Annotated in this window: 18 protein-coding genes and 1 tRNA gene; 15 read left to right on the forward strand and 4 right to left on the reverse strand. The window is 64.7% G+C overall.

The window, feature by feature from the left end; translation table 11 throughout:
- Positions 1-89: 89 nt before the first annotated feature.
- Positions 90-1,142: a serine hydrolase domain-containing protein gene (locus HKW67_RS03320; RefSeq protein ID WP_171224042.1), complete on the forward strand. Its 1,053-nt coding sequence runs from the start codon at positions 90-92 to the stop codon at positions 1,140-1,142.
- Here the strand turns inward: HKW67_RS03320 and HKW67_RS03325 are convergent.
- The 3 genes from HKW67_RS03325 to HKW67_RS03335 form a co-directional block, all read right to left on the reverse strand.
- Complete coding sequence (locus tag HKW67_RS03325; protein WP_171224043.1) at positions 1,136-2,134, reverse strand: glycosyltransferase family 9 protein; 999 nt, start codon at positions 2,132-2,134, stop codon at positions 1,136-1,138. The two genes, HKW67_RS03320 and HKW67_RS03325, sit on opposite strands and share 7 nt — an antisense overlap.
- Before the next feature lie 136 nt (positions 2,135-2,270).
- Entirely contained in the window at positions 2,271-4,067 is a 1,797-nt protein-coding gene (gene lepA / locus HKW67_RS03330; RefSeq protein ID WP_171224044.1) for a translation elongation factor 4, read from the reverse strand.
- Between the two features lie 139 nt (positions 4,068-4,206).
- A complete protein-coding gene (locus HKW67_RS03335) occupies positions 4,207-5,124 on the reverse strand; it encodes a hypothetical protein (protein ID WP_171224045.1) in 918 nt (305 codons plus the stop codon).
- Positions 5,125-5,263: 139 nt separating this feature from the next.
- On the opposite strand from HKW67_RS03335, the gene HKW67_RS03340 reads away from it, so the two are divergent.
- The 10 genes from HKW67_RS03340 to HKW67_RS03385 all read left to right on the forward strand — a co-directional run bounded on the left by HKW67_RS03340 (position 5,264) and on the right by HKW67_RS03385 (position 18,785).
- On the forward strand, positions 5,264-6,172 hold the full coding sequence (locus tag HKW67_RS03340) for a DUF58 domain-containing protein (RefSeq protein WP_171224046.1): 909 nt from the start codon (positions 5,264-5,266) through the stop codon (positions 6,170-6,172).
- An 82-nt stretch (positions 6,173-6,254) separates the two neighbouring features.
- Positions 6,255-8,177: a BatA domain-containing protein gene (locus tag HKW67_RS03345; RefSeq protein ID WP_171224047.1), complete on the forward strand. Its 1,923-nt coding sequence runs from the start codon at positions 6,255-6,257 to the stop codon at positions 8,175-8,177.
- Entirely contained in the window at positions 8,177-11,488 is a 3,312-nt protein-coding gene (gene mfd, locus HKW67_RS03350) for a transcription-repair coupling factor (RefSeq protein WP_171224048.1), read from the forward strand. The genes HKW67_RS03345 and mfd overlap by 1 nt, the downstream gene beginning before the upstream one ends.
- 70 nt (positions 11,489-11,558) lie before the next feature.
- Complete coding sequence (locus HKW67_RS03355; protein ID WP_171224049.1) at positions 11,559-12,998, forward strand: peptidylprolyl isomerase; 1,440 nt, start codon at positions 11,559-11,561, stop codon at positions 12,996-12,998.
- A 47-nt stretch (positions 12,999-13,045) separates the two neighbouring features.
- Positions 13,046-14,440, forward strand: a complete 1,395-nt coding sequence (locus HKW67_RS03360) for a peptidylprolyl isomerase (RefSeq protein WP_171224050.1) — start codon at positions 13,046-13,048, stop codon at positions 14,438-14,440.
- 13 nt (positions 14,441-14,453) lie between these two features.
- Entirely contained in the window at positions 14,454-15,350 is an 897-nt protein-coding gene (gene pdxA / locus HKW67_RS03365; protein ID WP_171224051.1) for a 4-hydroxythreonine-4-phosphate dehydrogenase PdxA, read from the forward strand.
- A gap of 107 nt (positions 15,351-15,457) precedes the next feature.
- Positions 15,458-17,290, forward strand: coding sequence for a translational GTPase TypA (typA, locus tag HKW67_RS03370; RefSeq protein ID WP_171224052.1), 1,833 nt, complete (start codon positions 15,458-15,460; stop codon positions 17,288-17,290).
- A 231-nt stretch (positions 17,291-17,521) separates the two neighbouring features.
- A complete protein-coding gene (locus HKW67_RS03375) occupies positions 17,522-17,815 on the forward strand; it encodes a hypothetical protein (RefSeq protein WP_171224053.1) in 294 nt (97 codons plus the stop codon).
- 120 nt (positions 17,816-17,935) lie between these two features.
- Positions 17,936-18,009 (forward strand) — tRNA-Ile (locus HKW67_RS03380).
- 65 nt (positions 18,010-18,074) lie between these two features.
- Entirely contained in the window at positions 18,075-18,785 is a 711-nt protein-coding gene (locus tag HKW67_RS03385) for a hypothetical protein (RefSeq protein WP_171224054.1), read from the forward strand.
- Positions 18,786-18,805: 20 nt separating this feature from the next.
- On the opposite strand, the gene HKW67_RS03390 is transcribed toward HKW67_RS03385, so the two are convergent.
- Positions 18,806-19,666, reverse strand: a complete 861-nt coding sequence (locus HKW67_RS03390; protein ID WP_343212903.1) for a DUF1259 domain-containing protein — start codon at positions 19,664-19,666, stop codon at positions 18,806-18,808.
- A 467-nt stretch (positions 19,667-20,133) separates the two neighbouring features.
- On the opposite strand from HKW67_RS03390, the gene HKW67_RS03395 reads away from it, so the two are divergent.
- From HKW67_RS03395 to HKW67_RS03410, 4 genes are read left to right on the forward strand one after another with little or no spacing between them, the layout of a single operon-like run.
- Positions 20,134-22,251 (forward strand): carbohydrate binding family 9 domain-containing protein, encoded by a 2,118-nt coding sequence (locus HKW67_RS03395; RefSeq protein WP_171224055.1) that lies wholly within the window; start codon positions 20,134-20,136, stop codon positions 22,249-22,251.
- Positions 22,235-22,939, forward strand: a complete 705-nt coding sequence (locus tag HKW67_RS03400) for a HupE/UreJ family protein (protein WP_171224056.1) — start codon at positions 22,235-22,237, stop codon at positions 22,937-22,939. Before HKW67_RS03395 ends, HKW67_RS03400 begins: the two co-directional genes overlap by 17 nt.
- 8 nt (positions 22,940-22,947) lie before the next feature.
- Positions 22,948-23,541: a transmembrane anchor protein gene (locus HKW67_RS03405; RefSeq protein WP_171224057.1), complete on the forward strand. Its 594-nt coding sequence runs from the start codon at positions 22,948-22,950 to the stop codon at positions 23,539-23,541.
- A complete protein-coding gene (locus HKW67_RS03410; RefSeq protein ID WP_171224058.1) occupies positions 23,542-23,958 on the forward strand; it encodes a hypothetical protein in 417 nt (138 codons plus the stop codon).
- Positions 23,959-23,985: the final 27 nt, after the last annotated feature.

Raw genomic sequence — 23,985 nt, forward strand, 5'->3', positions numbered from 1 at the left:
CTCAACTGCCTGCAGTTACCCGGCCCCGGATCGCGCGCTTCGCGTGGGAGGTCGCTCTCGGGCTCACGACCGCGTGTGCCAGCGCTGACGTGACCGCGACGTCAACTGCACCGCCCGCCGAGCCACCACCGGTCGTCGTCGATCCGCGCACGCTGGCGCCCTACTTTCCGCCGACAACGGGCGCGTCGTGGGACACGATTGCCGGCGCGCGACTCGGTTTCGACACGGCCGCTCTCACGGCCGCTCTCGACTGGGCAGGCACACAGCGCTCGACCGCGGTGGTGGTGCTCTGGAGAGGCCGGATCGTGGCCGAACGCTACTGGAGCGGCTGGACACCCGCGAAGGACTCGATCATCGCGTCGGCCAGCAAGTCGGTGCTGAGTGCGATCGCCGGAGAGCTGGCACGATCGGGACAGCTTGCGCTCGACAGCGCGGCCACGCGATACCTCGGGAGCGGCTGGTCGCGCAGTCCCGGCACCGAGGTGCGCATTACAGTGCGTCATCTCATGGGTATGATGTCGGGTCTCAACGACTCACTGCAGACCGTCGTGCAGCCCGGCACGCGATTCTACTACAACAATCCAGGCTACTATCAGCTATTCGGGGTCGTGCAGGCGGCGAGTGGAGAGAGTATCAACGTGCTGTCGCGGCGCGTGCTGTTCGACCGCATCGGGATGTCCGGCTCCACGTGGTTCCCCAACGTCGACACCGGCGAACTGGGATGGATTCTGAGTAGCACCGCGCGCGATATGGCGCGCTTCGGCCTGCTCGCGCTGAATCGCGGTCGCTGGAACGGCGTCGCGGTGTTGGCGGATAGCGCATGGTTTGCCGCGTCGTGGCGCGCCACCCCACCTGATAACGCAGGATACGGCTTGCTCTGGTGGCTCAACGGTAGCACCAGCTATCGCATTCCCGGTCCGTATCGGCTGCCGTCGCAACCCGGCGCGCTCATTCCGTCGGCGCCCGCCGATCTGGTGGCGGCCCTCGGGAAGGGCGACAAGAAGATCTATGTGGTCCCGAGCCTCGAACTCGTCGTCGTTCGCCACGGGGAAGAAGCCGATGCGTCGGGTGGCAATCCACTCGCGGTATCGACCTTCGACGAGCAGTGGTGGCGCAAACTCAAATTGGCGTTTCGCTACTGAGACGGGCCGCTCATACGCACGACCTGCGCTAACACAACGCTCGGCTCCACATCCCGCATACACTTCCAATGACCGAGCGGGCAGGCCTGGCCGCCGTGCGCGCTGCATGGTCGGCAGGTCAGCTCGTCGCGCCCCATCACGACATGACGATCAGAGAGCGGGCCGAATCCCATTGCCGGCACCGTGGGGCCGAACAGCGCAACGGTCGGCGTGTTCATGGCGCTCGCGAGATGCAGCGGCGCGGAGTCGTTGGTCACGAGCACGGCGCAACGGGAGAGCAGGGCGGCTGATCCGAGCAAGGACAGCTTGCCGGTGGCATCGAGAATTGGCGGGCCACCGCGCTGCTGCACCGCGGTGCCGATTGCCGTCGCGAGCGAGGCATCGCTAGCCGCTCCGAGTACCGCCACGCGCCCAGCGCGGAGCCCGGCCACGAGTTCACTCGCCAACGCATCGTACGACGGCCATCGCTTGGTGGCCCACACGCTGCCGGGCGCCAGGGCGATCAATCGCTCGCTGGGTCCGACCCCGGCGGCGTGCAACAGCGCGACGACCTGCGCCTGATCAGACTCACCCGGATAGAGCGACGGTCGCATGGACTCCGGCGCTCGCAGTGATCGGTCGCCCGGATTACTCGCCAACGCCCAGAGCCGCTGGGCGTGATGCCAGTCTTTCCGATACACCACGCGGCGCGAGTACAACCATCGCCCCGCTGAAGTATCGAAGCCCACGCTGGGCACACCCGCTAGCCGCGCTAACGCCGCCGTACGCCACGAGCCTTGTGCCATGTACGCCGTGGACGCCCCGGTCGCTCGGAGTCGCGCCGCTACGCGACGCAGCCCCGTCAATCCCGCGTCGGTGTTGCGCTTGTCGTACACAATCACCGACGCTACCGACGGGTGATTCGCCAACACCGCCGCATTCGCCGGCGTCGCCACCACGTGCACCTCGCCCTCACGCGCCAACCGCTCGATGAGCGGGGTCGTGAGGATCATGTCGCCAAGAAAGGAAGTTTGCAGTACCGCCGAAATCGTCACGTGGGTTTCGCGTTGTGAGTAAAAGTTTGGAGTCGTGTGTATCGCTTACTCACAACCCGAGACTTGAACCCACAACTCGAAACTCACGCGAGTATTAGTCGACCTGTAGCACCGCAAGGAACGCTTCCTGCGGAATCTCCACGCTGCCGACCTGCTTCATGCGCTTCTTTCCTTCCTTCTGCTTCTCGAGCAGCTTCCGCTTTCGCGAGATGTCGCCGCCGTAGCACTTGGCCGTCACGTCCTTTCGCAGCGGCTTCACAGTTTCACGCGCGATGACTTTGGCGCCGATGACCGCCTGAATGACCACTTCGAACATCTGGCGCGGAATCAGTTCTTTGAGCTTCTCTGCGACCTTGCGACCCCACTCGTACGCCTTGTCCTTGTGTACGATGACGGAGAACGCGTCGATTGCGTCGCCGTTGATGAGCATGTCGAGGCGCACGAGATCGCTCTCGCGATACTCGAGAATCTCGTAATCCAGTGAGGCGTAACCGCGGCTCACTGTCTTCATCTTGTCGAAGAAGTCGAGAATGATCTCGCCGAGCGGGAATTCCCAATCCAGCTCCACGCGTACCGTATCAAGGAAGCGCGTGTTCTTGTAGATGCCGCGACGCTCCATGCCGAGCGTCATGATCGGGCCGATGTAGTCCGACGGGCACATGATACGCGCCCGTACGTACGGCTCTCTCACGCGCGTGATGACCACGGCCGGCGGCATGAGCGCGGGGTTCTCCACCAGCAGCTCGGTGCCATCGGTCTTCAAGACCTGGTACTCGACGCTGGGCACGGTGGTCACGAGATCCAGATTGTACTCGCGCTCCAACCGCTCCTGCACGATTTCCATGTGCAGCAGGCCGAGGAATCCGCAGCGGAAACCGAAGCCCAGCGCGGTGGACGTTTCCGGCTCGTACTGCAACGACGCGTCGTTCAGCTTCATCTTCTCGAGCGCGTCACGCAGCGTTTCATACTGCGTGGTGTCGGTCGGGTAGATACCGGCGAACACGAACGACTTCACTTCCTGATAGCCGGGCAGCGCTTCGGCGGCGCGATTGTCCTGGTCGAAAATCGTGTCGCCGGCGCGCGTTTCGCGCACCGAGCGCACGGCGGCGAGCACGTAGCCTACTTCGCCGGCATGCAGCACATCGGTGGGCACCTGACGCAGCTGCAGATAGCCCACTTCGGCCACTTCGTACACGTTGTCCGACGCGCCGAAGGTGATCTTGGTGCCCTTCCGCATCGCGCCGTCGACCACGCGAATGCTGGGAATGGCCCCGCGGTACTTGTCGTAGTACGAGTCGAAGATCAGCGCCCGAAGCGGACCGTTCACATCGCCCGACGGCGCCGGGACGCGTCGCACGATCTCTTCGAGCAGCTCGGGCACGCCGGTGCCTTCCTTGCCGCTTACCTGCAGCACGTCTTCCGGCCGGCAGCCGATCAGGTCAACCACTTCCTGACGACGACGCTCCGGTTCGGCGCCCGGCAAGTCGATCTTGTTGAGCACCGGAATGATCTCGAGACCGGCGTCCATCGCGAGGAACAGGTTCGACAGCGTCTGCGCCTGAATGCCTTGCGACGCATCGACCACCAGGATCGCGCCTTCGCAGGCCGCCAGCGACCGCGAGACTTCATAGGTGAAGTCGACGTGGCCCGGCGTGTCGATCAGGTTGAGCTCGTAGTTCTGCCCGTCGCCCGCTTTATAGCTCATACGCACGGCATTGAGCTTGATCGTGATGCCGCGCTCGCGCTCGAGGTCGAGCGTGTCGAGCACCTGAGACTTCATTTCGCGCTTCTGCAACGTGCCAGTTTTCTCGATCAGGCGGTCCGCCAGCGTGGACTTGCCGTGATCGATATGCGCGACGATGCAGAAATTGCGGATGTGACTGAGTTCCAACGGAATGCCTTGCTAGAAGGGGCGATGCGTGGACAGCCTTTCAAGATAACCGATTCGCCCCGCAATCTGGTGCCCGGATATGAAAACGGCGGCCGTCCCGAGGGGACGGCCGCCGTGTAACGCTATGATCTCGTGTTGCTTACAGCTCGTCCGGGACGATTTGGCCAGGGTTGCCCTTCGTCGAGGAGACGTTCGACGGCGCTATGTTGGGCGTGCCGGAGCGAGCCTGACCGGCCAGCTGAGCAGCCGTCGGAGGCGCCGGTGGACGAGGGTAATACACCACACGTCCCTTCTCGATGGCCGCCACCGAGCCGCCCTTGAGGGTGAACGGGGCACCGCTGGTGTAACCCATCGGAATCATCCCGGACTTCTGAAACACGTCGGCCGTCATGACAATCGGATCGAGCGTGGCGAGCACGAGGGCACCATTGATGCTGGTGGCATACCGCGACACCACGACCGGCCCGTTCCCGAACGCGAAGGCACCGCTCACAACCGGCACCGGCGAGATCTCGCTGGGCTGGCTGATAACGGCATCAAATGGCACTCCCGCGGCGTAGATCGTTTTCGCGAGAATCTCCACCATCTGCTGCTCGCTGGTGGCGAGGGTGTCCATCAGTAGGTCGTGTCCCCAGCTGCCGCCGGCCTTGAAGGCCCCCAGCTCCGGCTTCACGCTGGAAGCAATGGCGACGATCAGCGGCGACTCGCCGTAATTCAGCAGGTGCAACGCCTCGTCACCCAGTAGACGACGGGGCTTGACCGTCCTGCCGGCCCTCAGCTTGCCCGCGTCGTCCGGCTTGGCCGGCGAAAGGATCTGAATCGGGAGCGCCGATCCCTTCGTGCGGGTTACGGCGAACACGGTGACGTAGGCGTCTTTGTTGACCGACAGCGACAATCCGGGCCAGTTCGCCAGCGACGTCACCGCCGTCACCCCGGTCACGGTGATCTGCGGCGCGGTCTCGACCGGGGACGCCTTCGGGGCCGCACCCTGCGCCACCAGGGTACCACTGGCCGTCACGGAAGCGACGGTAGCGAGCAATGCAAACGATCTGGTCATGTCCAGCCTCCTATAGGGAGGGAATTATTCGTCAATCCTCAACCAATGTTGGGGTCTTGGCCGTAATTGTCAAACGATTCAGAGCCGCCGTCGGATACCCACCCACATATCGGCGGCCACCGCACTATCCTTCTCGCACATGTCCCAGCCACGCGCCGATCAACTCGACCCCACAGTCCTGGCGGCCCTCGGCCATCTGGAACTCGTCGCCCGCTGGGTCGTCGACGGCTTCGTGACGGGCATGCATCGATCGCCTCGCAAGGGTTTCAGTGTCGAGTTCGCCGAGCATCGCCCGTATATGCCGGGCGACGACCTGCGCTATCTCGATTGGCGAATCGCCGGCCGCGCCGATCGCTGGGTGGTCAAGCAGTTCGAGGAAGAGACCAACGCCCGAGCCATGCTCGTACTCGACGTGAGCGCGTCGATGCAGTGGACCAGCGACCCGGCCCGGCTCACCAAGCTCGCGTACGCTGAACGGCTCGCCGCTGCGGTGGCGTTGTTGCTCTTACGGCAACGTGATGCCGTGGGGCTGGTGCGTTTTGATGCGACGCTGCGCCATGTGGTGCCACCGCGCTCGCAGCGCACCCAGTGGCGCCGGCTCATGGCGGCCTTCTCCGAACCGGGCGGCGGCAACAGCTCCGACGTGGCGGGGGCGCTGCTGCAGGCCGGCCGATTGGTGCGTCGCCCCGGATTCGTGGTGCTGTTGTCCGACCTGCTCGCCGATCCCGAGCCGGTGGCTGATGCGGCGCGCACATTACGGGCGCGCGGGCACGAAGTGCTGGTGCTGCACGTGATGGACCCGGCCGAACGCGACTTCCCCGATTCCGGCGAGGCGCGCTATCGCGATCCGGAATCCAAGATCGAAGTGCCGGCGTCACCCTCTGATGTACGGACCACCTATCAGGCCACGGTGCAGGAGGCGCTCGCCGAATGGCGCGCCGCCTTGGGCCGGGCCGGCGCGCGCTATGCGGTGGCCATGACCGATGAACCGTTCGGCCGACCACTACGCCATCTGGTCGGCGTGAACGGTCGCGGCGCCATGATCTGATGGCGATCTGTTGGATGGCGATCTGTTGCGCCTACCTCTCCTGAATTTTCCGATTCTGTTGTAGTCCTCTCGCAGCCTCTCGATGGCGTTTCTCGCTCCGCTGTTTCTGACGCTGGCCACCTTGGTCGGCGTGCCGTTGCTCGTGCATCTGTTGCGACGAAAGGTCGGTCGTACGGTGGATTTCCCCGCCGTGCGCTACCTCACGCGCATGGAACAGGAACACAGCCGCGACCTCAAGCTTCGTCATCGGTTGCTGTTGCTGCTGCGCATCCTCGCGGTGCTGGCATTGGCGCTGGCGGCCGCACGCCCGATCGCCAAGCTCGCCGGGCTTGGGCATGCCCCGGTCAGTCTGGCCATTGTGCTGGATAATTCCATGAGCACTGGCATCATCGGCAACGAGCGGTCGGTGTTCGACAGCTTGCGGGCCGATGTGCGCGGATTGCTTTCCGATCTCTCGAACGACGATCGCGCCTGGATCGTGACCGCCGATGGACGCGTGATCGGTGGCAGCGCTCCGTCGCTGCTGGAGGCGTTGAACGGACTCGCGCCCTTGGGCGGACGCGGCGATCTCGCGGCCGCGACGCGCCGCGCCGTGGGACTCGCGCGCAGCGGCAGTCCCCGCGCGCCCGTCGTGGCCATCGTCAGCGATGGGCAGCGCAACGCCTTCGCCACCGACAGTGTGGTCAATGCTGGCACCGTGCCGGTCGTGGTGTTGGCCCACGGTACCGGTTCCGTACGGAATCGGGCCGTGCTGGCGGCGCGAGCCGAGCCCGCGCGTTGGACGCCCTCGGGCACCGTGAATTTCGCCATCAGTGCGCCCGATTCGGCCGACTGGCGCTTGCTGTTGGATGGTCGCACGGTCGCCCGCGGCGCCGTCGCCAGTGCGCCCGTTGGCGCGCCGGTGCGGCTCACGCAGCGATTGGCCAGCAACAGTACCGGGTGGGTACGCGGCAAGGTCGAAGTCGACGCCGACGCTCTCCGTGCCGATGACGCGCGATGGTTTGCCGTGCGCGTGGCGTCGCCGCCGATGGTCGCGGTCCGCAGTGAAGGCGGCCCGTTTCTCTCGGCCGCACTCTCCACGCTGGTTGAAGAAAAGCGACTCGAGCGCGGCGCCGAAGGTGCGGCGCGCAGTGTGACCGTAGCGGGCGCCGACGCGGCCGGCGTTCGCCTGCCCGTATTGCTCACCGCGCCGCTCGATCCCGTGCGCATAGGCGAAGCCAATCGCACGCTCACCCGGCTCGGTATTCCGTGGCGGTTCGGCGCCATCGCACGCAATCTCGTGCTGGCGCGTGCCGCCAGCAGCGATGGCGCGCCGCTCGACACCACCGCGGCATCGGTGAGCGTGTTCGAAGGCACGCCGGTGCGTCTGCGCTATCCGCTCGTGTATTCGCCGGGTGGCACCACCGCGGCCACGAGTGCCGGTGCGCCGGCGATACCCGACACGTTGGCGACCGCCGGTGGATCGGCCTGGGCGGTGGCGGGCGAAGGCTACGTGCTCATCGGATCGCCGCTCGAGCCCGAAGCCACTGAACTGCCGCTGCGCGCGGCGTTCGTACCATGGGTGCTGGAGGCACTGTCACGTCGTCTGGGTGAAGACGGCCGGCTCATCGAAGCGGTGCCGGGCGAACACATTGCAGGGCTGCGCGGTGTGACCGGACTCGAAAGCCCCGACGGAAAGATTGTGGGCACCAACAGTGACCGTCTCACCGTTCCCAATGAAGCAGGCGTGTACTACCTGCGTCGTCAGGCCGCGCGCATCGGCGCGTTGGTGGTGAATCCGGAGCCAGAGGAGTCGGACGTGGTGGGGATGGGGCAGGGAGCAGCGGATAGCGCGGTGGCCGCGATGCGCACGCACATTGCCGGACGCGACGTCACGCCGGCCACCAGCGTGAGCGCGTGGCGTACGCTGGTGTTCGATCGTGCGGCCGGACATGGGCTGCTCTTGCCGCTGGTGGCGTTGGCACTCGCCGCGTTGTTGGCCGAAGCCTGGTTGGCGAGACACTGATGGGCCTTCCCAGACTGCTCGATGCGGTCGAGGCGTTGCCGGCGTTCGCGCGAGTACACAAGGCGATTCCGGGGCCCGGTCAGAGTCTCCGTGTCGGTGGACTGGCCGGGTCGGCCGACGCGGTGTTCGTGGCCGCCCTCGCCCGCGCACTGCCACAACGATTGGTCGTGGTCATCACCGACCAGGTGGGCGACGCCGAACGCTGGTTGGCCGACCTCCAGTCGCTCGTGGACGACATCCCGGTCGCGCTCTACCCGCCGCGCGAAGGCTTCGGCGAAGTCGAGCCGCACGCGGAAGTAGCCGGCGAACGCGTGGAGACGCTCGAGAAGCTCGGACGCAGCGGTGTGCGCCTGTTGCTCACCACCGCGCGTGCCGTCCTCGAACAGACCGCGTTGCCACGGGCCCTCGCCGGCGCGCGACTCGAACTGCGCAAGGGCGATGTGCGTCGCCTGGAGGATCTCACGGCGCATCTCGAATCCATCGGTTTTGAACGCGTGCCGATGGTGGAAGACGTCGCGCAGTTCTCCGTGCGTGGCGGCATCATCGACATCTACTCGTTCGGCATGGCCGAGCCGGTGCGCCTCGAGTTCTGGGGCGATGACATCGTCGAGCTGCGACACTTCGATCTCAACACGCAGCGCAGCACGCGTGATGCCGAGCTCGCGCTGATTCTGCCGGTTGACGGTCGGGTGCGCGAAGAAGACGGCGACGCCGAGCGCGTATCGCTGCCGTCGCTCTGGCCGCCCGATGCCGTCGTCATCATGCCCGCCGGCGCGTCGATATTGCCCGAGCTGGTGCGCACGTGGGAGGAAGCCGCACACCATCTCGAGCTGGCGCGTCGTCGGGGCGAAGAATGGGTGCGTCGCGAACGGCTGTTCGTGCCGCCGCCGGAGATGGCGAGTACGCTCGCGCGTTTCGGCACCATTCGCATCGCACCGCCGCCGCAGCGGGCGGTCAGTGCCTCATCGGCCGACATGCAGCCGCAGGGGCCTGAACCCGATGTGGTGTTCGCCACGCGTCCGCCGGAATCGATCTCGCGCGATCTGCGCGTGCTGCGCAAGCTGCAGCGCGACGGTTTGCCTACGGTCATTCTGTGCGACAACGCTGGCCAGGTAGAGCGGCTCGACGAACTGCTCGGCGAAGACGGCCCGCTGTCGGCGGCGCTCGCCATCGGTGTGCTCGGCGGCGGGTTCATTATCCCGAACGTCGTGCGCGTGCTCACCGATCACGAGATTTTCCGTCGTGATCGCCGGCTGCGTCGTACGCGCAAGTACACCACCGGTGCACCGCTCGATACCATCGGCGCGCTCAAGCCGGGTGATTACGTCGTGCATCTGGAGCACGGCATCGGCATCTATCGCGGCATCGAGAAGATTTTCGTGCGCGAAAGCACGATCGAAGCCGCGGTCATCGAGTACGAGGGCGGCGATCGCCTGAACGTGCCGCTGTATCGCATCGATCAGATCGAGCGATACCGCAGCGCCAGCGATGTGTCGGAAGACGCGCCCGCCCCGCGGTTGCACAAGCTGGGCGGCAATCGCTGGAAGCAGCAGCGCGAAAAGACGCGCATGGCGATTCTCGAGATGACGCAGGAACTGCTTGATCTGTACGCCCGTCGCAAGGTGGCAACGCGTCCCACGCATGGCGTGGATACGGCGTGGCAGCGCCAGCTCGAGAGCTCGTTCCTGTTCGAAGACACGCCCGACCAGCGCAAAGCCACCGAAGATGTGAAGCGCGACCTCGAGAGCGATCGCCCGATGGATCGCCTGCTCGTGGGCGACGTGGGTTACGGCAAAACCGAGATCGCCATTCGCGCCGCCTTCAAGTCGGTGCAGGGTGGTCGTCAGGTGGCCGTGCTGGTACCGACCACCATTCTGGCCGAGCAGCACGCGAGAAGCTTCGGCGACCGCTTGGCCGACTTCCCAGTGACGGTGGAAGTCATGAGTCGCTTTCAGACGGCCAAGGAACAGGCCGTCGTCGTGGAGAAGCTCAAGAAGAAGCAGATCGACATCGTGATCGGTACGCACCGGTTGCTCAGCCCCGATGTCGAGTTCGCCGATCTCGGCCTCATCATCGTCGATGAAGAGCATCGCTTTGGTGTGAAGCACAAGGAACGGCTCAAGCAGCTCAAGCTGCAAACCGACGTGCTCACGCTCACGGCGACGCCAATACCGCGCACGCTGCATCAGAGCTTGGCGGGCTTACGCGATCTCACGCTGATGCAGACGCCGCCGCGCGATCGCTCGCCGGTGCTCACGTTCGTGGAGCCCTTCGACGACGCCCTCATCGAGGAAGCGATCTCGCGCGAGCTCGACCGCGGCGGTCAGGTGTTCTTCGTGCACAATCGCATCGAGACGATCGAAGCGATCGCCGATCATCTGCGTCGGATCGTGCCGCGCGCCAAGGTGGCGGTGGGGCACGGGCAGATGAAAGAGCGCGAGCTCGAAGTGGTGATGCGCCAGTTCGTGGATCACGAGGTGGACATCCTGGTGTCCACGCTGATCGTAGAGAGCGGGCTCGACGTGCCGAATGCGAACACGATGTTCGTGAACCGTGCCGACCATTTGGGGCTGGCACAGCTCTATCAGCTGCGCGGTCGCGTGGGACGGTCGCACCGCCGAGCCTACTGCTATCTGCTGGTGCCCGATCGCGTTGACGAGGACGCCGAGCGCCGCTTGGCCGTACTCGAGCACCATACCGAGCTTGGTGCCGGCTACCGAATCGCGCTCAAGGACCTCGAACTGCGTGGTGCGGGTAACCTGCTCGGGTCGGAGCAGTCGGGCTTTGTGCACTCCGTGGGCTTCGATCTGTACCTGCGTTTGCTCGACGAGACCGTGCGTCAGCTGTCGGAAACCGGGGGCCAGAAGGCCTGGATCCCGGCCGACGTGTCGCTCGACTTCCCGAGTTTCCTGCCCGACGACTACATCACGTCGCAGGAAGCGAAGCTCGACGTGTACCGCCGGCTCACGGCGTTACGCGAGCCCAAGGACATCGAGGCCCTCCAAAGTGAGGTGCGCGACCGGTTCGGTCCGATGCCAACGGCGGCCCACGCCCTTTTCGCCAGTGCCATGCTCCGGGTGCTCGGGGCGGCCCTCGGCGTGGAGGGGGTGCTTGTGCGGGCATCTGAAGCCCGTGTTAGTTTCAGGGCTGACGCAGTTCCTCGCCTGAAGGGTCTGTCAGCGGCATTCCACGGTGTCCAGTTCCAAGTGGACGTTCGACGAACCCAGCCGCTGGCGCTCAAGTTGACCCGGTTAGGCGGGGCGGAAATGCTCGAGGGCCTGGTGCGCGCGCTGCGTGCCCTCGCTCCCTGATGGCAACCGACTGGATGCCGTTGGGGTCTCACCAACACTTCTCTTCACTCCGGTGCCGGAGTTCGACCTGATGAAATCGTATCGTTTGTCCGTGCTCGCTGCCGTCGCGTTCGCCGTAGCCTGTGGTGCCGCGTCCAATCCGGACGTCGCGGCCTCGGCCGGCGACCAGCAGCTCTCCGTGACGCGCCTGGCGGACATCCTGGGCACTTCGCAGGCCCCGCTCGAAAAGGACGTCGCCCGTTCCATCGCTGAGCTCTGGGTGAATTACCAGCTCGTGGGTGTGGCGGCCGCCAAGGGCGACTCGCTCTCTGACAAGAAGACCATGGACGAGGCGCTGTGGTCGAACATCGACAACATCCGCGTCAAGAAGTTCTACGACAATGTCTCGAAGGGCTGGGACACACTCACCCCGGGACCGGACGAGCAGCGCTATATGAATGGCGAGGCGCTGGCCGCCCGTCATATCCTCGTGAAGGTCGATGCCAACGCGACGCCGGAGCAGAAGGTCGCGGCGCAGAAGAAGGCCGAAGGCATTCGTGCCGAAGCGACGACGGCCAACTTCACCAAGCTGGCCGCCAAGAGCGACGAGCCGGGCGCCGGCGAGCGTGGCGGTGACCTTGGCCTGTTCGGCAAGGGCATGATGGTGCCCGAGTTCGAGAAGTGCGTGCTGGCCATCAAGCCGGGCGAGATCGGACCGGTGTGCGCGACGTCGTTCGGGTTCCACGTCATCTACCGCTCGCCGTATGCCGACGTCGCCGCGAAGTTCGCGCCGGTCGCCAAGCAGCGGAACGTGCAGATCGCCGAGAGCACCTATCTCGCGAAGGTCGAGTCGTCGAACGGCGTCGAGCTGACGTCGGGCGCCGCCGTGAAGGCCAAGGCCATCGCGCGCAACCCGCTCGGCTACGGCAAGGACAACGGCAAGCTCGCCACGTACAAGAGCGGCGAACTCACGGCGTCGGAATTCGCCAACTGGGTCGCGGCCTATCCGCCCAACTCGCAGATCCGCCCGCAGCTCTTGAACGCGCCGGATTCGCTGGTCGAGAAGTTCGTGCGTCAGATCGTGCGGAACGAGCTCGTGCTGCACCAGGCTGACAGCGCCAAGGCCACGCTCGATACCGCAGAACTGTCGAACCTGTACTTGAACTTCAAGAACGCCGTTACGCAGACCTGGAGCTCGCTCAACGTCGAGCCGTCGAAGCTCGCCGACAGCGCGAAGGCGGGTGGCGACAAGGCGAAGATCGCCGCCGCGCGTATCGAGTCGTTCTTCGACAAGCTGATCAAGAACGAAGTGCCGTTCGTGGACGTGCCGTACCCGGTCGCCCATGCGCTTCAGAAGAAGTTCGCGTTCTCGATCAACGACGCGGGCCTCGACAAGGTCGTCGAAAAGGCCAAGACGGTGCGTGCCACGTCTGATTCGCTAAAGGCCGGCAAGGGCGCCCCGGGCGTTCCGGCTCCGGGCGGCGCTCCGGCCCCGATGCCGATGCCGACGCCTGACACCACCAAGAAGTAAGCGCGTTTTCAACGAACCCCTGGTCATCCGACCGGGTACTATACGGAATGATGCCCAGACTGCTTTCTCTGCTGACCGGCGCCGCGATCATCGCGGCGCCGTTGTCGGTTACGCTGGCGCAGGACGCGCCGAAGCCTGCGCCGAAGGCGGCCACCGCCGATACGGTGCAACCCAAAGGCTTGCCCGTCGACGGCATTGCTGCCGTGGTGGGCGATCAGGTCGTGCTGGTGTCCGAGGTGCTGGCGGCTGTGAACTCCGCCCGCTCGGCGGGAGCCAAGGTTGCGTCGGCGCAGGATCTCGTGAAGCTCGAGCAGGAAATCCTTCAACAGCTGGTGGAAGCCGAGCTTCTGGTCCAGAAGGCGAAGGAGCTCAAGGTCGAGGCCAACGAGGCCGAGCTTCAGCGCTCCATCGATGACAACGAGAAGCAGATCCGTTCGCAGTTCAAGACGGAAGCCGAGTTCAAGGCGGCGCTCAAGGAAGCGGGCTTCGGGACGGTCGACGAGTGGCGCAAGCTACAGAACGATCAGCTCAAGCGTCGTAACCTGCAGCAGGAAGTGGTCAGCAAGTTGAAGCGCGACGGCAAGATGACGGCGATCAACGTGACGGAAGCCGAGATCAACGAGGCGTTCGAGTCGAATCGCACCAAGCTGCCGCGTAAGGAAGCGCGCATCGGCCTGCGTCAGGTTGTGCTGGCCACCAAGCCGTCGGAAGAATCCAAGAAGAAGGCGCGCGCCAAGATCGATTCGCTGCGCGCCGATCTCGACAAGCACCCCGAAGACTTCGAGAACATCGCCAAGAAAGAGTCGATGGATGGCACGAAGGAGCTCGGTGGAGATCTCGGCTGGAATCGTCGCGGCCGCATGGTGCCCGAGTTCGATCGCATGATGTTCGCGCTCAATCCCGGCATCATCAGCCCGGTAATCGAAACGTCGTTCGGATATCACATCATTCGCGTGGATCGCGTGCAGCCGGCCGAAGTGAAGGCGCGCCACATCCTGATCCGTCCAAAGCTTGATACGGCCGATGAGCGGCGCGCCAAGGCGCTGGCCGACAGCATTGCCACCGTGTGGCGTGCTGGGGGCAGCTTTGATTCACTCAGCGTGAAGTTTCACGATTCGGCCGGCGATGAAGACAAGACCATTCCGGAGTATCCGCGCAGCCAGCTGCCGGAGCCGTATCGCAATGCGCTCGAAGGGAAGAAGTTGGGTGATATCATCGACCCGTTCCCGATGCCCGATCCGTCGGCCGGCGTGAACAAGTACATCATCGCGCAGGTTACGTTTCTCGACGACGCTGGCGAGTACACGCTCAAGGAAGTGCGTGAGCGGTTGCGGTCGCAGTTGTCCGAAGAGCGCAGCATGCGTCGCCTCATCGACACGCTGAAGAAGCAGACGTATGTGTCCGTGCGCTACGATCCGTCGAAGCAGACGGTGACGCCGTAAGGCGGAGACCGTGATGCGCCTCGCGCTCACCCTCGGCGATCCCCGTGGCATTGGCCCGGAGATCGCCGCCAAGGCGCTCAGTGATCCGCGTATCGCGGCACTGGGCGCTTCGTGGTATGTGATCGGCCCAACGGGCACCCCGGTGCCGGTACACGAGTCGATCGGCGCGTGGGCGCCAACCGGCCACGCTGCCGCCGACGTCGCCCTGGCCGGGAAGCTGGCCGGCCTCGCCCTGGAGCGGGCCGCCCGCATGGCGCTGGCGGGAGAGCTGGATGGCATCGTGACCGCCCCGCTCGACAAGGCGGCGCTTCAGGCGGGCGGGTTCGATTTCCCCGGTCACACCGAGATGCTGGCCGAGTTGGCGGGCGTACCGGCGACGATGATGCTGGCCTCCGATCGGCTGCGGGTGGTGCTGGCCACCACCCATATCGCCCTGCGCGACGTGCCGGCGGCGGTGACCCGCGAGGCGCTGTTGCAGGCCGCGTACGCCACCCGTAAGGGGCTGCGCCACGACTTTGGGATCGCTGAGCCCAGGTTGGCCCTCTGTGCCCTCAATCCGCACGCCGGCGACAGTGGTCGGTTCGGGCGTGAAGACGACGACCTGCTGGCTCCCGTGGCCAAAGAAGCGGGCATGGCCGGGCCGTTCCCGGCCGACACCGTGTTCGTGCGCGCCATGCGTGGCGAGTTCGACGCCGTGATCGCGCCGTATCACGACGTCGGCATGACGGCGATCAAGGTGGCGAGCTTCGGGAGTGCGGTGAACGTCACGCTGGGTCTGCCCTTCGTGCGCACCAGCCCGGACCACGGCACGGCGCTCGATATCGCCGGGCAGGGCGTGGCCAGCGCAGAAAGCCTGATCGCGGCCATGCGACTGGCGGTGGACATGGTGGAGCGACGGCGAGTCGCCTAAGGCGAGTCGCCTAAGGCGCATCGGCTGAGGCGCCAGGCGTCGTCACACGTCCGTTACCGAGTCCCCCCATTGTCTCTAAGTGCATGGCCCCATTAACTTTTAAGGCTATGCAGATTCGTAACGTCGCCATCATCGCGCACGTCGACCACGGGAAGACCACCCTCGTCGACAAGATGCTCCGCCAGGCTGGAGCCTTCCGCGAAAATCAGGTCGTAGAAGAACGCGTGATGGATTCCAATCCGCTTGAAAAAGAGCGCGGAATCACCATTCTCGCCAAGAATACGTCGATCCGCTGGAACGACACGAAGATCAACATCGTCGACACGCCGGGCCACGCCGATTTCGGTGGTGAAGTGGAGCGCATTCTGCGCATGGTCGAAGGCGTCCTGCTCGTCGTGGACGCGTTCGACGGTCCGATGCCGCAGACGCGGTTTGTGCTTCGCAAGGCGCTCGAACTCGGACGCACCCCGATCATCGTCATCAACAAGATCGACCGCCCCGGCGCCGATCCGTTACGTGTGCATGATGAAGTGCTGTCGCTGTTCATCGAACTCGAAGCGACGGAAGAGCAGCTGAACGCGCCGGTGGTGTACGCCAGCGCGAAGCAGGGTCTGGCCACGATGGACATGGATGTCACTCCGGTCGATCTGCAGCCGTTGTATCAGACGATCGTCGACACCGTGCCGCCGCCGCCGTCGGACAGCGAAGGCACGTTCCAGATGCTCGTGTCGACTATCGAGTATTCGGCGTACCTCGGTCGTATGGCGATCGGCCGCGTGGAACGTGGCGTCGTGCACCTCGGCGATTCGGTCACGCTATTGCCGTTCGAGAGCGACAAGCCGATTCAGCGCGGTCGCGTGTCGAAGCTGTACGGCTACGAAGGCCTCGAGCGCGTGGAAATTCAGGAGGCTTCGGCGGGCGAGATCGTGTTGCTGGCCGGCTTCGAAGATGTCGACATCGGCAGCACGCTCACCGATCCCGACCATCAGGAGCCGCTCCCCGGCATCAGCGTGGAGTCGCCCACGATCAGCGTCGACTTCGTGGTGAACAATTCGCCGTTCGCCGGCAAAGACGGCAAGTTTGTCACGTCGCGTCAGCTGCGTGAGCGCCTGTACAAGGAGCTCGAGCGCAACGTGGCACTGCGCGTCGAAGACAGCGATTCCACCGATGCGTGGAGCGTGTCCGGCCGCGGTGAATTGCACCTCTCCATTCTCATGGAGACGATGCGGCGCGAAGGCTTCGAATTTCAGGTGTCGCGTCCGAAGGTCATTCTGCGCACCGACGACAACGGCCAGAAGCTCGAGCCGTTTGAAGAACTCGCGATCGACGTGCCCGAGGAATACCTCGGCACCGTCATCGAGAAGCTCGGACCCCGCAAGGCCGAGATGATCGAGATGAAGAACCCGGGTCAGGGTCTGGTGCGCTTGCTGTATCGCGTACCGGCGCGTGGTCTGTTTGGCTACCGCAGCGAGTTCCTCACGGACACGCGCGGCACCGGCATCATGCACCACCGGTTCCTCGAGTATGGGGCGTGGGCAGGTCCGCTGTCGGGCCGTTCGCGCGGTGTGCTCGTGTCGATGGAAAACGGTACGATCATCGCGTTCGCTCTGTTCAGCTTGCAGGAGCGCTCCACGCTGTTCGTGACGCCGGGTGACGCGGTGTACGAGGGCATGCTGATCGGTGAGAACTCGCGTCCGGGCGACATGGACGTGAATCCGACCAAGGAAAAGAAGCTCTCGAACATCCGTACCAAGTCGACCGACGAAAACATCACCCTCGAGCCGCCCCGGGAGATCACCCTCGAAAGCGCCCTCGAGTATATCGAAGACGACGAGCTCATCGAGATCACCCCGCTCAACATCCGGCTCCGCAAGCGTCTCCTCTCCACGAGCGACCGCAAGCGGACCAACCGCGAGACGAAACGGGAACGGACGGCCTAAGTGGCTGGCTGAGCCATCGGCGCGGCGTGAATGGTTCGTCATCGGACCGTTCCGCCGAGGTCCGCCGGTGGTCCGAGCAATTTTCTGGTTAGGCGCACACACTTTCGGGTTGCGCGACGGCGAGCGTCTGCCGATACTCCCGATCACGCCGTCTCGAAAACCTCGTTGCCGTTCGGCCATCCGCAGCACGCGCGCGCGGAACACCATCACCACTCGCAGGAGAATCGTCCCATGTTGGAGCAGTTCGGGTCGTCGTCGCTGGACGCGCTCGAAGAGAAGTTGCCGTCCTCGGTTTTTGCGCTGGCTGCCGACGACGAAGATTTCGACGACGAAGGTCTCGACGACGATCTCGACGAAGATGACGATGAAGATGATGACGTCGACTTCGATGATGACGACGACGATGATGACGATGATGATGACGACGACCTCGATGATGACGACGAGGACGACGACGATGATGACGAGGACGAAGATCTGGATTTTGACGTCGATGGGTTCGACGATGATGATCCGGACGCGTGAGTGAGATGGACGAGCGATACTCCTGCGGGGTGTCGCTCGTCTGCCTTTCGGCCGCACTTGCCCCGAACGGTTGCTCGGGATACATTATGCGGCTCTGGCGGAGATGGTGAACTCTCCTTCGGGCCTTTAGCTCAGGTGGTTAGAGCGCACGCCTGATAAGCGTGAGGTCGTAGGTTCAACTCCTACAAGGCCCACTGAACAGGAACGGCGGCGGCATCGGATCCCTCGATGCCGCCGCCGTTTGGTATTATCGTCGGAAATGCCCAAGCGCTCCTGGTTCTTCGTCGGTATGGGCGCCGTGGCGCTCGGCGCGGTGCTGTTCGGATTTGGTCGTACGTACGTGGTCCCGATGTCTCGTGGGACCTTCGCGGCGCCGTGGGTGGTGCATCTCCACGGCGCGTTGGCGATGACGTGGGTGTTGCTGTTCCTCACGCAGCCACTGCTGGTGCGATACGGAGCACTCTCAACGCACCGGCGCATCGGACGGCTCGGAGTGCCGCTGGCGATCGGTGTCGCGGTCACGATGCTGCCCGCGGGAGTGTTTCAGGCCACTCGCGACGCCGCCGCCGGAGCCGGCTCCACCGGCATCTCGGCGATGCTCGGCGTGCTGACCTCGGGACTGCTGTTCGTTGCGCTGGTGGTCGCAGGCATCATGTCGCGCCGCGATCGCGAGGCGCACGCGCGATGGCTGCTGCTCGCCACACTGGTCGTGATCTGGCCCGCGTGGTTTCGTTTCCGCCACTGGTTTCCGGCGGTGCCACGCCCTGACATCTGGTTCGGCGTCGTGCTGTCGTATACCTGGATCGTGGTCGCGATGCTTCGCGACTGGCGCGCGCGCGGGTCCGTACACCCGGTGCTTTTATATGGCGGCGGTGCGGTGATCGCCGAGCAGGTGTTCGAAGTGCTGTCCTTCGACAGTGCGTGGTGGCGCGAGGCCGCGCAGCTGTTGTACGGCGCGCTGCACGGCTGAACCGCACACGTCGCCGCGCGCTATCTGGCCGCCGGTCTCGCTGTCTGGTCGAGTGCGGCGCGCAATCCCGCCGCCAAGGTGACCGCGTTCGCGTTGGCCCAGAAGTGCATGAAGAACAGCCGCGGCGTCTCGTCGAGCATGTGACTATGCAGCGCCGTGACTTCGATACCGTGATCGCGAAGTGCACGAATGACCGGGTTCACCTCTGCCGCCGTCATCACGAAGTCGCCCGTGATGGCCGCCTTCCCGCCACCGGTGGGCTGAAAGTTCATCACCGTCGCCACGCCCATCGACGGTGGTACTTCGACACCGTGGGCCACAATGCGTTCGGCGCGTGGCGCATTCACTTGATACACGCCGCCGTTCACTCGCCCGGCCACGCCGAGCGTTCTCGCGATGGCGGCGGTGTCCAGATCAAACGCCGCGGATGCGGGTGAGGTCGGTGCGGGAGCGGTCGGCGCGGTCATCGGTGTCTTGCTGGCGCCGATCGCGATGCGAATGGCGTTCGCGATCTTCACCGCGTCCCCGTGCGCATCGATGTGCATGTAAAGCACTCGCGGGTTTTCGCGAAGGACGTGCTGATGCAGCGCCGTTTGCTCCACGCCGTTCTGTTGCAGCGCCAGCATGACCGGGCTGACCTCGTTTTCCGTGAGCACCAGATCACCCATCACCATGGTCGTGCCGCCGGCGTCCATCCGCTTGAACGCCACCCATGAGCCGAGAGCGAGCGTCGGCTTCAGTGTCACGCCGTCGGCAACGACCGTGAGATCGGTGCGGGGAAAACCGAAGCGGAGCACGTCGCCGGGCTGCATGGCGCCTCGTCCGCCAAGTGCTTGTTGCACACTCGCCCACGTCGGGCCGCCATCAGCAGGAAGCGACATCACCTGCGCTGCACCCGGCGTCGAAGCCGAGAGCGTGATGCCCAGCGCACCAAGTAGATGTGATCGAAACGTCATCCGGGCCGACTTCGCGTTGCGTCGCGTCATGGCAGAACCTCTCAAAACCGAGCCGCGATCCGCGGCAGGAACAGGAACCAGTCGCCATACATCGCGTGTGGGGCCAGCGACTGAGATAACATAGCCGTAAGTTCGGGTCTAGCCCGTCGATGCCGACCACGGCCGCTTCCATCTCTCCCCGCTTCGCGAACCCTGTGCTCGTTGCTCCCCGATTCACCTCATGTGCGGCGATCGTCGCGCTGACCGGAACTCTGCTTTCGGCGTCGATCGTTCACGCCCAGCCCGTCGTTGCGGCGGCAGCGAAAGGTGCGCCGGCAGGGGCCACAGGTGGGGCCGCCGGCGCGACGTTACGGAGCGCACCACTCGGCTCAGGATTTCGCCTGGACGGTCGCATGGATGAGGCCATGTGGACAGCGGCCGACTCGATCGGAGCACTCACCGAGGTCGAACCCGTCGCGGGCCGCGCGCCGGCCGGTCGCACCATCGTGCGCGTGCTGACCGACGCCGACCGAATCGTGATCGGCGTGCGCGCCGACGATCCGAATCCCGATGGCATCGTGAGCTTCGCCCGCGAGCGCGACAACTCACTCGCCAACGAAGATCACATCAAGATCGTGCTCGATACGTATCTCGACGGTCGCTCGGGCTACGTGTTCGCGGTGAATCCGAACGGGGCGCGCTACGACGCGTTGATCTCGGGAGACGGCGAGAACGCGAATTGGGATGCGGTCTGGGACGCCGCGACGGTGCGCACCGCGACCGGATGGTCGGCGGAAATCGTGATCCCGATCCGTAGCGTGCAGTTCGCCAGCGGGTTGACCACGTGGGGCTTCAACGTGCAGCGCCGTGTGCAGCGCTTGCTCGAGAACGACCGATGGGCGAGTCCGGTGCGCGACTTCAAGATCACGCAGACGTTTCGCGCGGGACGACTCACCAATCTGCCGCCGTTCGCCCTTGGCCTCGGACTCAGCGTCCGTCCGTCACTGATGGGTGCGACGGGCGTGCCGGCCCCGGGCGCAGTGCGCCGCGATGAACGCGACATGAGTCTCGACATCACGCAGACGCTCGGCGCGAGCACACTGGCGGCCCTTACGGTGAATACGGACTTCGCCGAGACCGAAGTCGACACGCGTCGCACGAATCTCACGCGCTTCCCGATTGTATTTCCCGAGAAGCGCACGTTCTTCCTGCAGGGCGCGGACATCTTCGACTTCGGGCTCAGTCTCGGCGACGACGTGCGGCCGTTCTTCAGCCGGCGCATCGGTTTGCTGAGTGGCAACGAAGTGCCGATCCGCGCCGGCGTGAAAGTCACGGGGCGCGCAAATGGTGCGAACGTGGGAGCGATTGCGTTGCGCACGGGCGACCTCAGTGCTGCGGTCACCGCGGGCACCACGTTGCCGTCAACCGCGAATACGCTCGGCGTGCTCCGCTACAAGCAGAACATCGGACGTGAATCCACGGTGGGGATGATCGGCACCATCGGCGATCCCACGGGCCGCGCCAACAGTTGGATGGGAGGTCTGGATGCGACGTATCAAACCTCACGCTTCCACGGCAACAAGAACCTCGCCATGGGCGTCTGGGGGCTGCAGACCGACCGCGACGGCCTCACCGGCGAGAAGTCGGCGTGGGGCGCCAAGATCGACTATCCGAACGACCTCTGGCAGATCTCGGCCACTTACAAACGCATCGGCGACGGCTTTGATCCGTCACTTGGCTTCGTGCCGCGTGCCGCCGCCCAGATCATCACCTTCACGAGCAACTTCGTGCCGCGTCCGCGCGGACGGGTGGCCGGTTTGCGCGTGCGTCAGATGGTCAACGAGTTCCAGCCGCGCGTCGTCACCGACTTGAACGGGAAGTGGGAGAGCTATCGCATCTTCATGGCGCCGGTAAACTGGCGTCTCGAGAGCGGCGACCGCTTCGAGCTCAACGTGAATCCCACCGGCGAGCGATTGGCCGTGCCATTCACGATTGCGCCGGGTGTCACGATTCCCGCTGGCGCGTATCACTGGAATCGCTATCGCGTGGAAGGTGGGCTCGCTGCCAAGCGCCGCTTCAGCGGACAGGCCACCTGGTGGTTCGGGCCGTTCTACACGGGCCGGCTCGACGAGATCACCTTGACCACCGCGTGGAAGCCGTCGTCACTGTTCAACGTGGAAGTGAACGGCACGCGCAATATCGGCCGTCTGCGCGAAGGAGGGTTCACGCAGGATTTGATCGGCACTCGACTGCGCGTGAATGTATCGTCGAACCTGCAGCTCAATAGCTACGCGCAGTACGACAATCAGAGCGACACGTTCGGCGCGAACACGCGGATTCGTTGGACGTTCTCACCGCTCGGCGACCTGTTCATCGTGTACAACCACAACCTGCGCCACGACATCAACGGCGACACCGGGCTGCCGTACGGCACGGGCCTGCAGACGGATCCGACCACGCGCTACCCGCGCAACTGGGGCTTCGCGTCCAATCAACTGCTGGTCAAGTTGCAGTATGCGTTCCGCTACTAGCATGCGGACGCGCGCGTTGCTGCTGCTCTTGGCGGTGGCGTTGCCGTCCGTTGCCTACGCCCATGGCGTAACCGCCGGCGACAAGGGCTACATCATGGAGACGTTCGGCACGCGCATCGTGCCGTTCATGTATCTCGGTGCGAAGCACATGGTCACTGGTTACGACCATCTGCTCTTTCTCGTCGGCGTCATTTTCTATCTGTACCGCCTGAAGGACATCGGCGTGTACGTCACGCTGTTCGCCGTTGGCCACTCGATCACGCTCATAGCTGGAGTGCTCATGGGCGTGCAGGTAAACGCATTCGTCATCGATGCGGTGATCGGTGCCTCGGTGATCTACAAGGCGCTGGACAATCTCAGCGTGTTCTCGCGCTGGTTGCGATACGAGCCCAATCCGCGCACTGCGACCGTGGTGTTCGGGCTCTGTCACGGACTCGGATTGGCCACAAAGATGCTCGACTTCGAGTTGGGCAAGGCCGGCCTGCTCGAGAATCTGCTGGCCTTCAACGTCGGCGTGGAGGTCGGACAGTTTCTCGCGTTGTGTGTGATCCTCATCGCGATGAGCTTCTGGCGTCGCAGTGCCAGCTTCGTGCGCTACGCGACCGCCGCGAATGTCTTGCTCCTGATGAGCGGCGTGGCGCTCGTGATCTATCAGGTGAACGGCTACTTCACCGCGTCACCGACCTAGGAGGACGTATGCAACAGCAGGACGAGCCTCCCGACGATCTGCCGTCCGTGCGCCTGCTCGCATGGCTGTCGCTCTGCGCCCTGCTGCTCGCGGCCTTCATCGGCGTCGCGGTCGTGCTGCCAGCGGAAACGGACCGCGATCCGACCGGACTGGGTCGTGTGCTCGGGATCGCCGAGATGGGTCGCATCAAGGTGGCGCTCGCCAACGAGGCCGTGGCCGAAGTGAAAGAAGGCGCTCGGGCAAAGACATCTGAGGCAACGCAACTGACTGGGTCGCGCTGGCGTGACTCGATGACGATCACGTTACAGCCAAGTCAGGGAATCGAGGTCAAGATGTCGATGCGTACCGCCGAAACGGCGCGCTACGCATGGACGACGGACGGTGGCGAGGTGTACTTCAACATGCACGGCGAACCGCCGAATCCGCCCAAGGACTACGCGGCCCATCGCTACGGTAAGGGCACGTCTGCCGCCGAGTCGGGTGAGTTGGTGGCCGCGTTCGACGGCGTGCATGGGTGGTTCTGGCGCAATCGCACGGAGCAGCCGATTACAATTACGTTGCGGACTGGTGGGGAATATCTCGTGCTCAAGGAGCTCAAGTAGATGAAGACCACAGTCGTACTGTCGCTCGGGGTCGCACTCACGCTCGCCGCAGGTCGTCATGTGGCGTGGGACGGCATGGTGATGGGCGTTGGAGGTTCGAAGCTCCGCGGCGAGGTGGAGATGGTGGCCGGTAAGACGCCGGGAACGACCGCCGTCGAAGTCAGCTTCGCCCGCGACGCGGCGGGGGCGATCCGGCCCTGGCACGTACATGTGGGCAGCTGTGCGAAAGGCGGTCCTGTACTGGGCGCCGCGTCGGCGTATCCGGTGCTGCGCGTAGACGGGAAGGGCGCCGCCGGGGGCAAGGCGACGTTGCGCCTGGCGCTCCCGGATAGCGGGAGCTTCTACGTGAACGTCCATGAGTCGTCCTCCGCGATGGCGAAGATCGTGGCCTGCGGGGATCTGCTGCTGGAGGAGTAGGGGCCGCTGTTGGAGGTCGCTAGACTG

It is taken from the genome of Gemmatimonas groenlandica (assembly GCF_013004105.1).
In the GTDB taxonomy this organism is placed as follows: domain Bacteria; phylum Gemmatimonadota; class Gemmatimonadetes; order Gemmatimonadales; family Gemmatimonadaceae; genus Gemmatimonas; species Gemmatimonas groenlandica.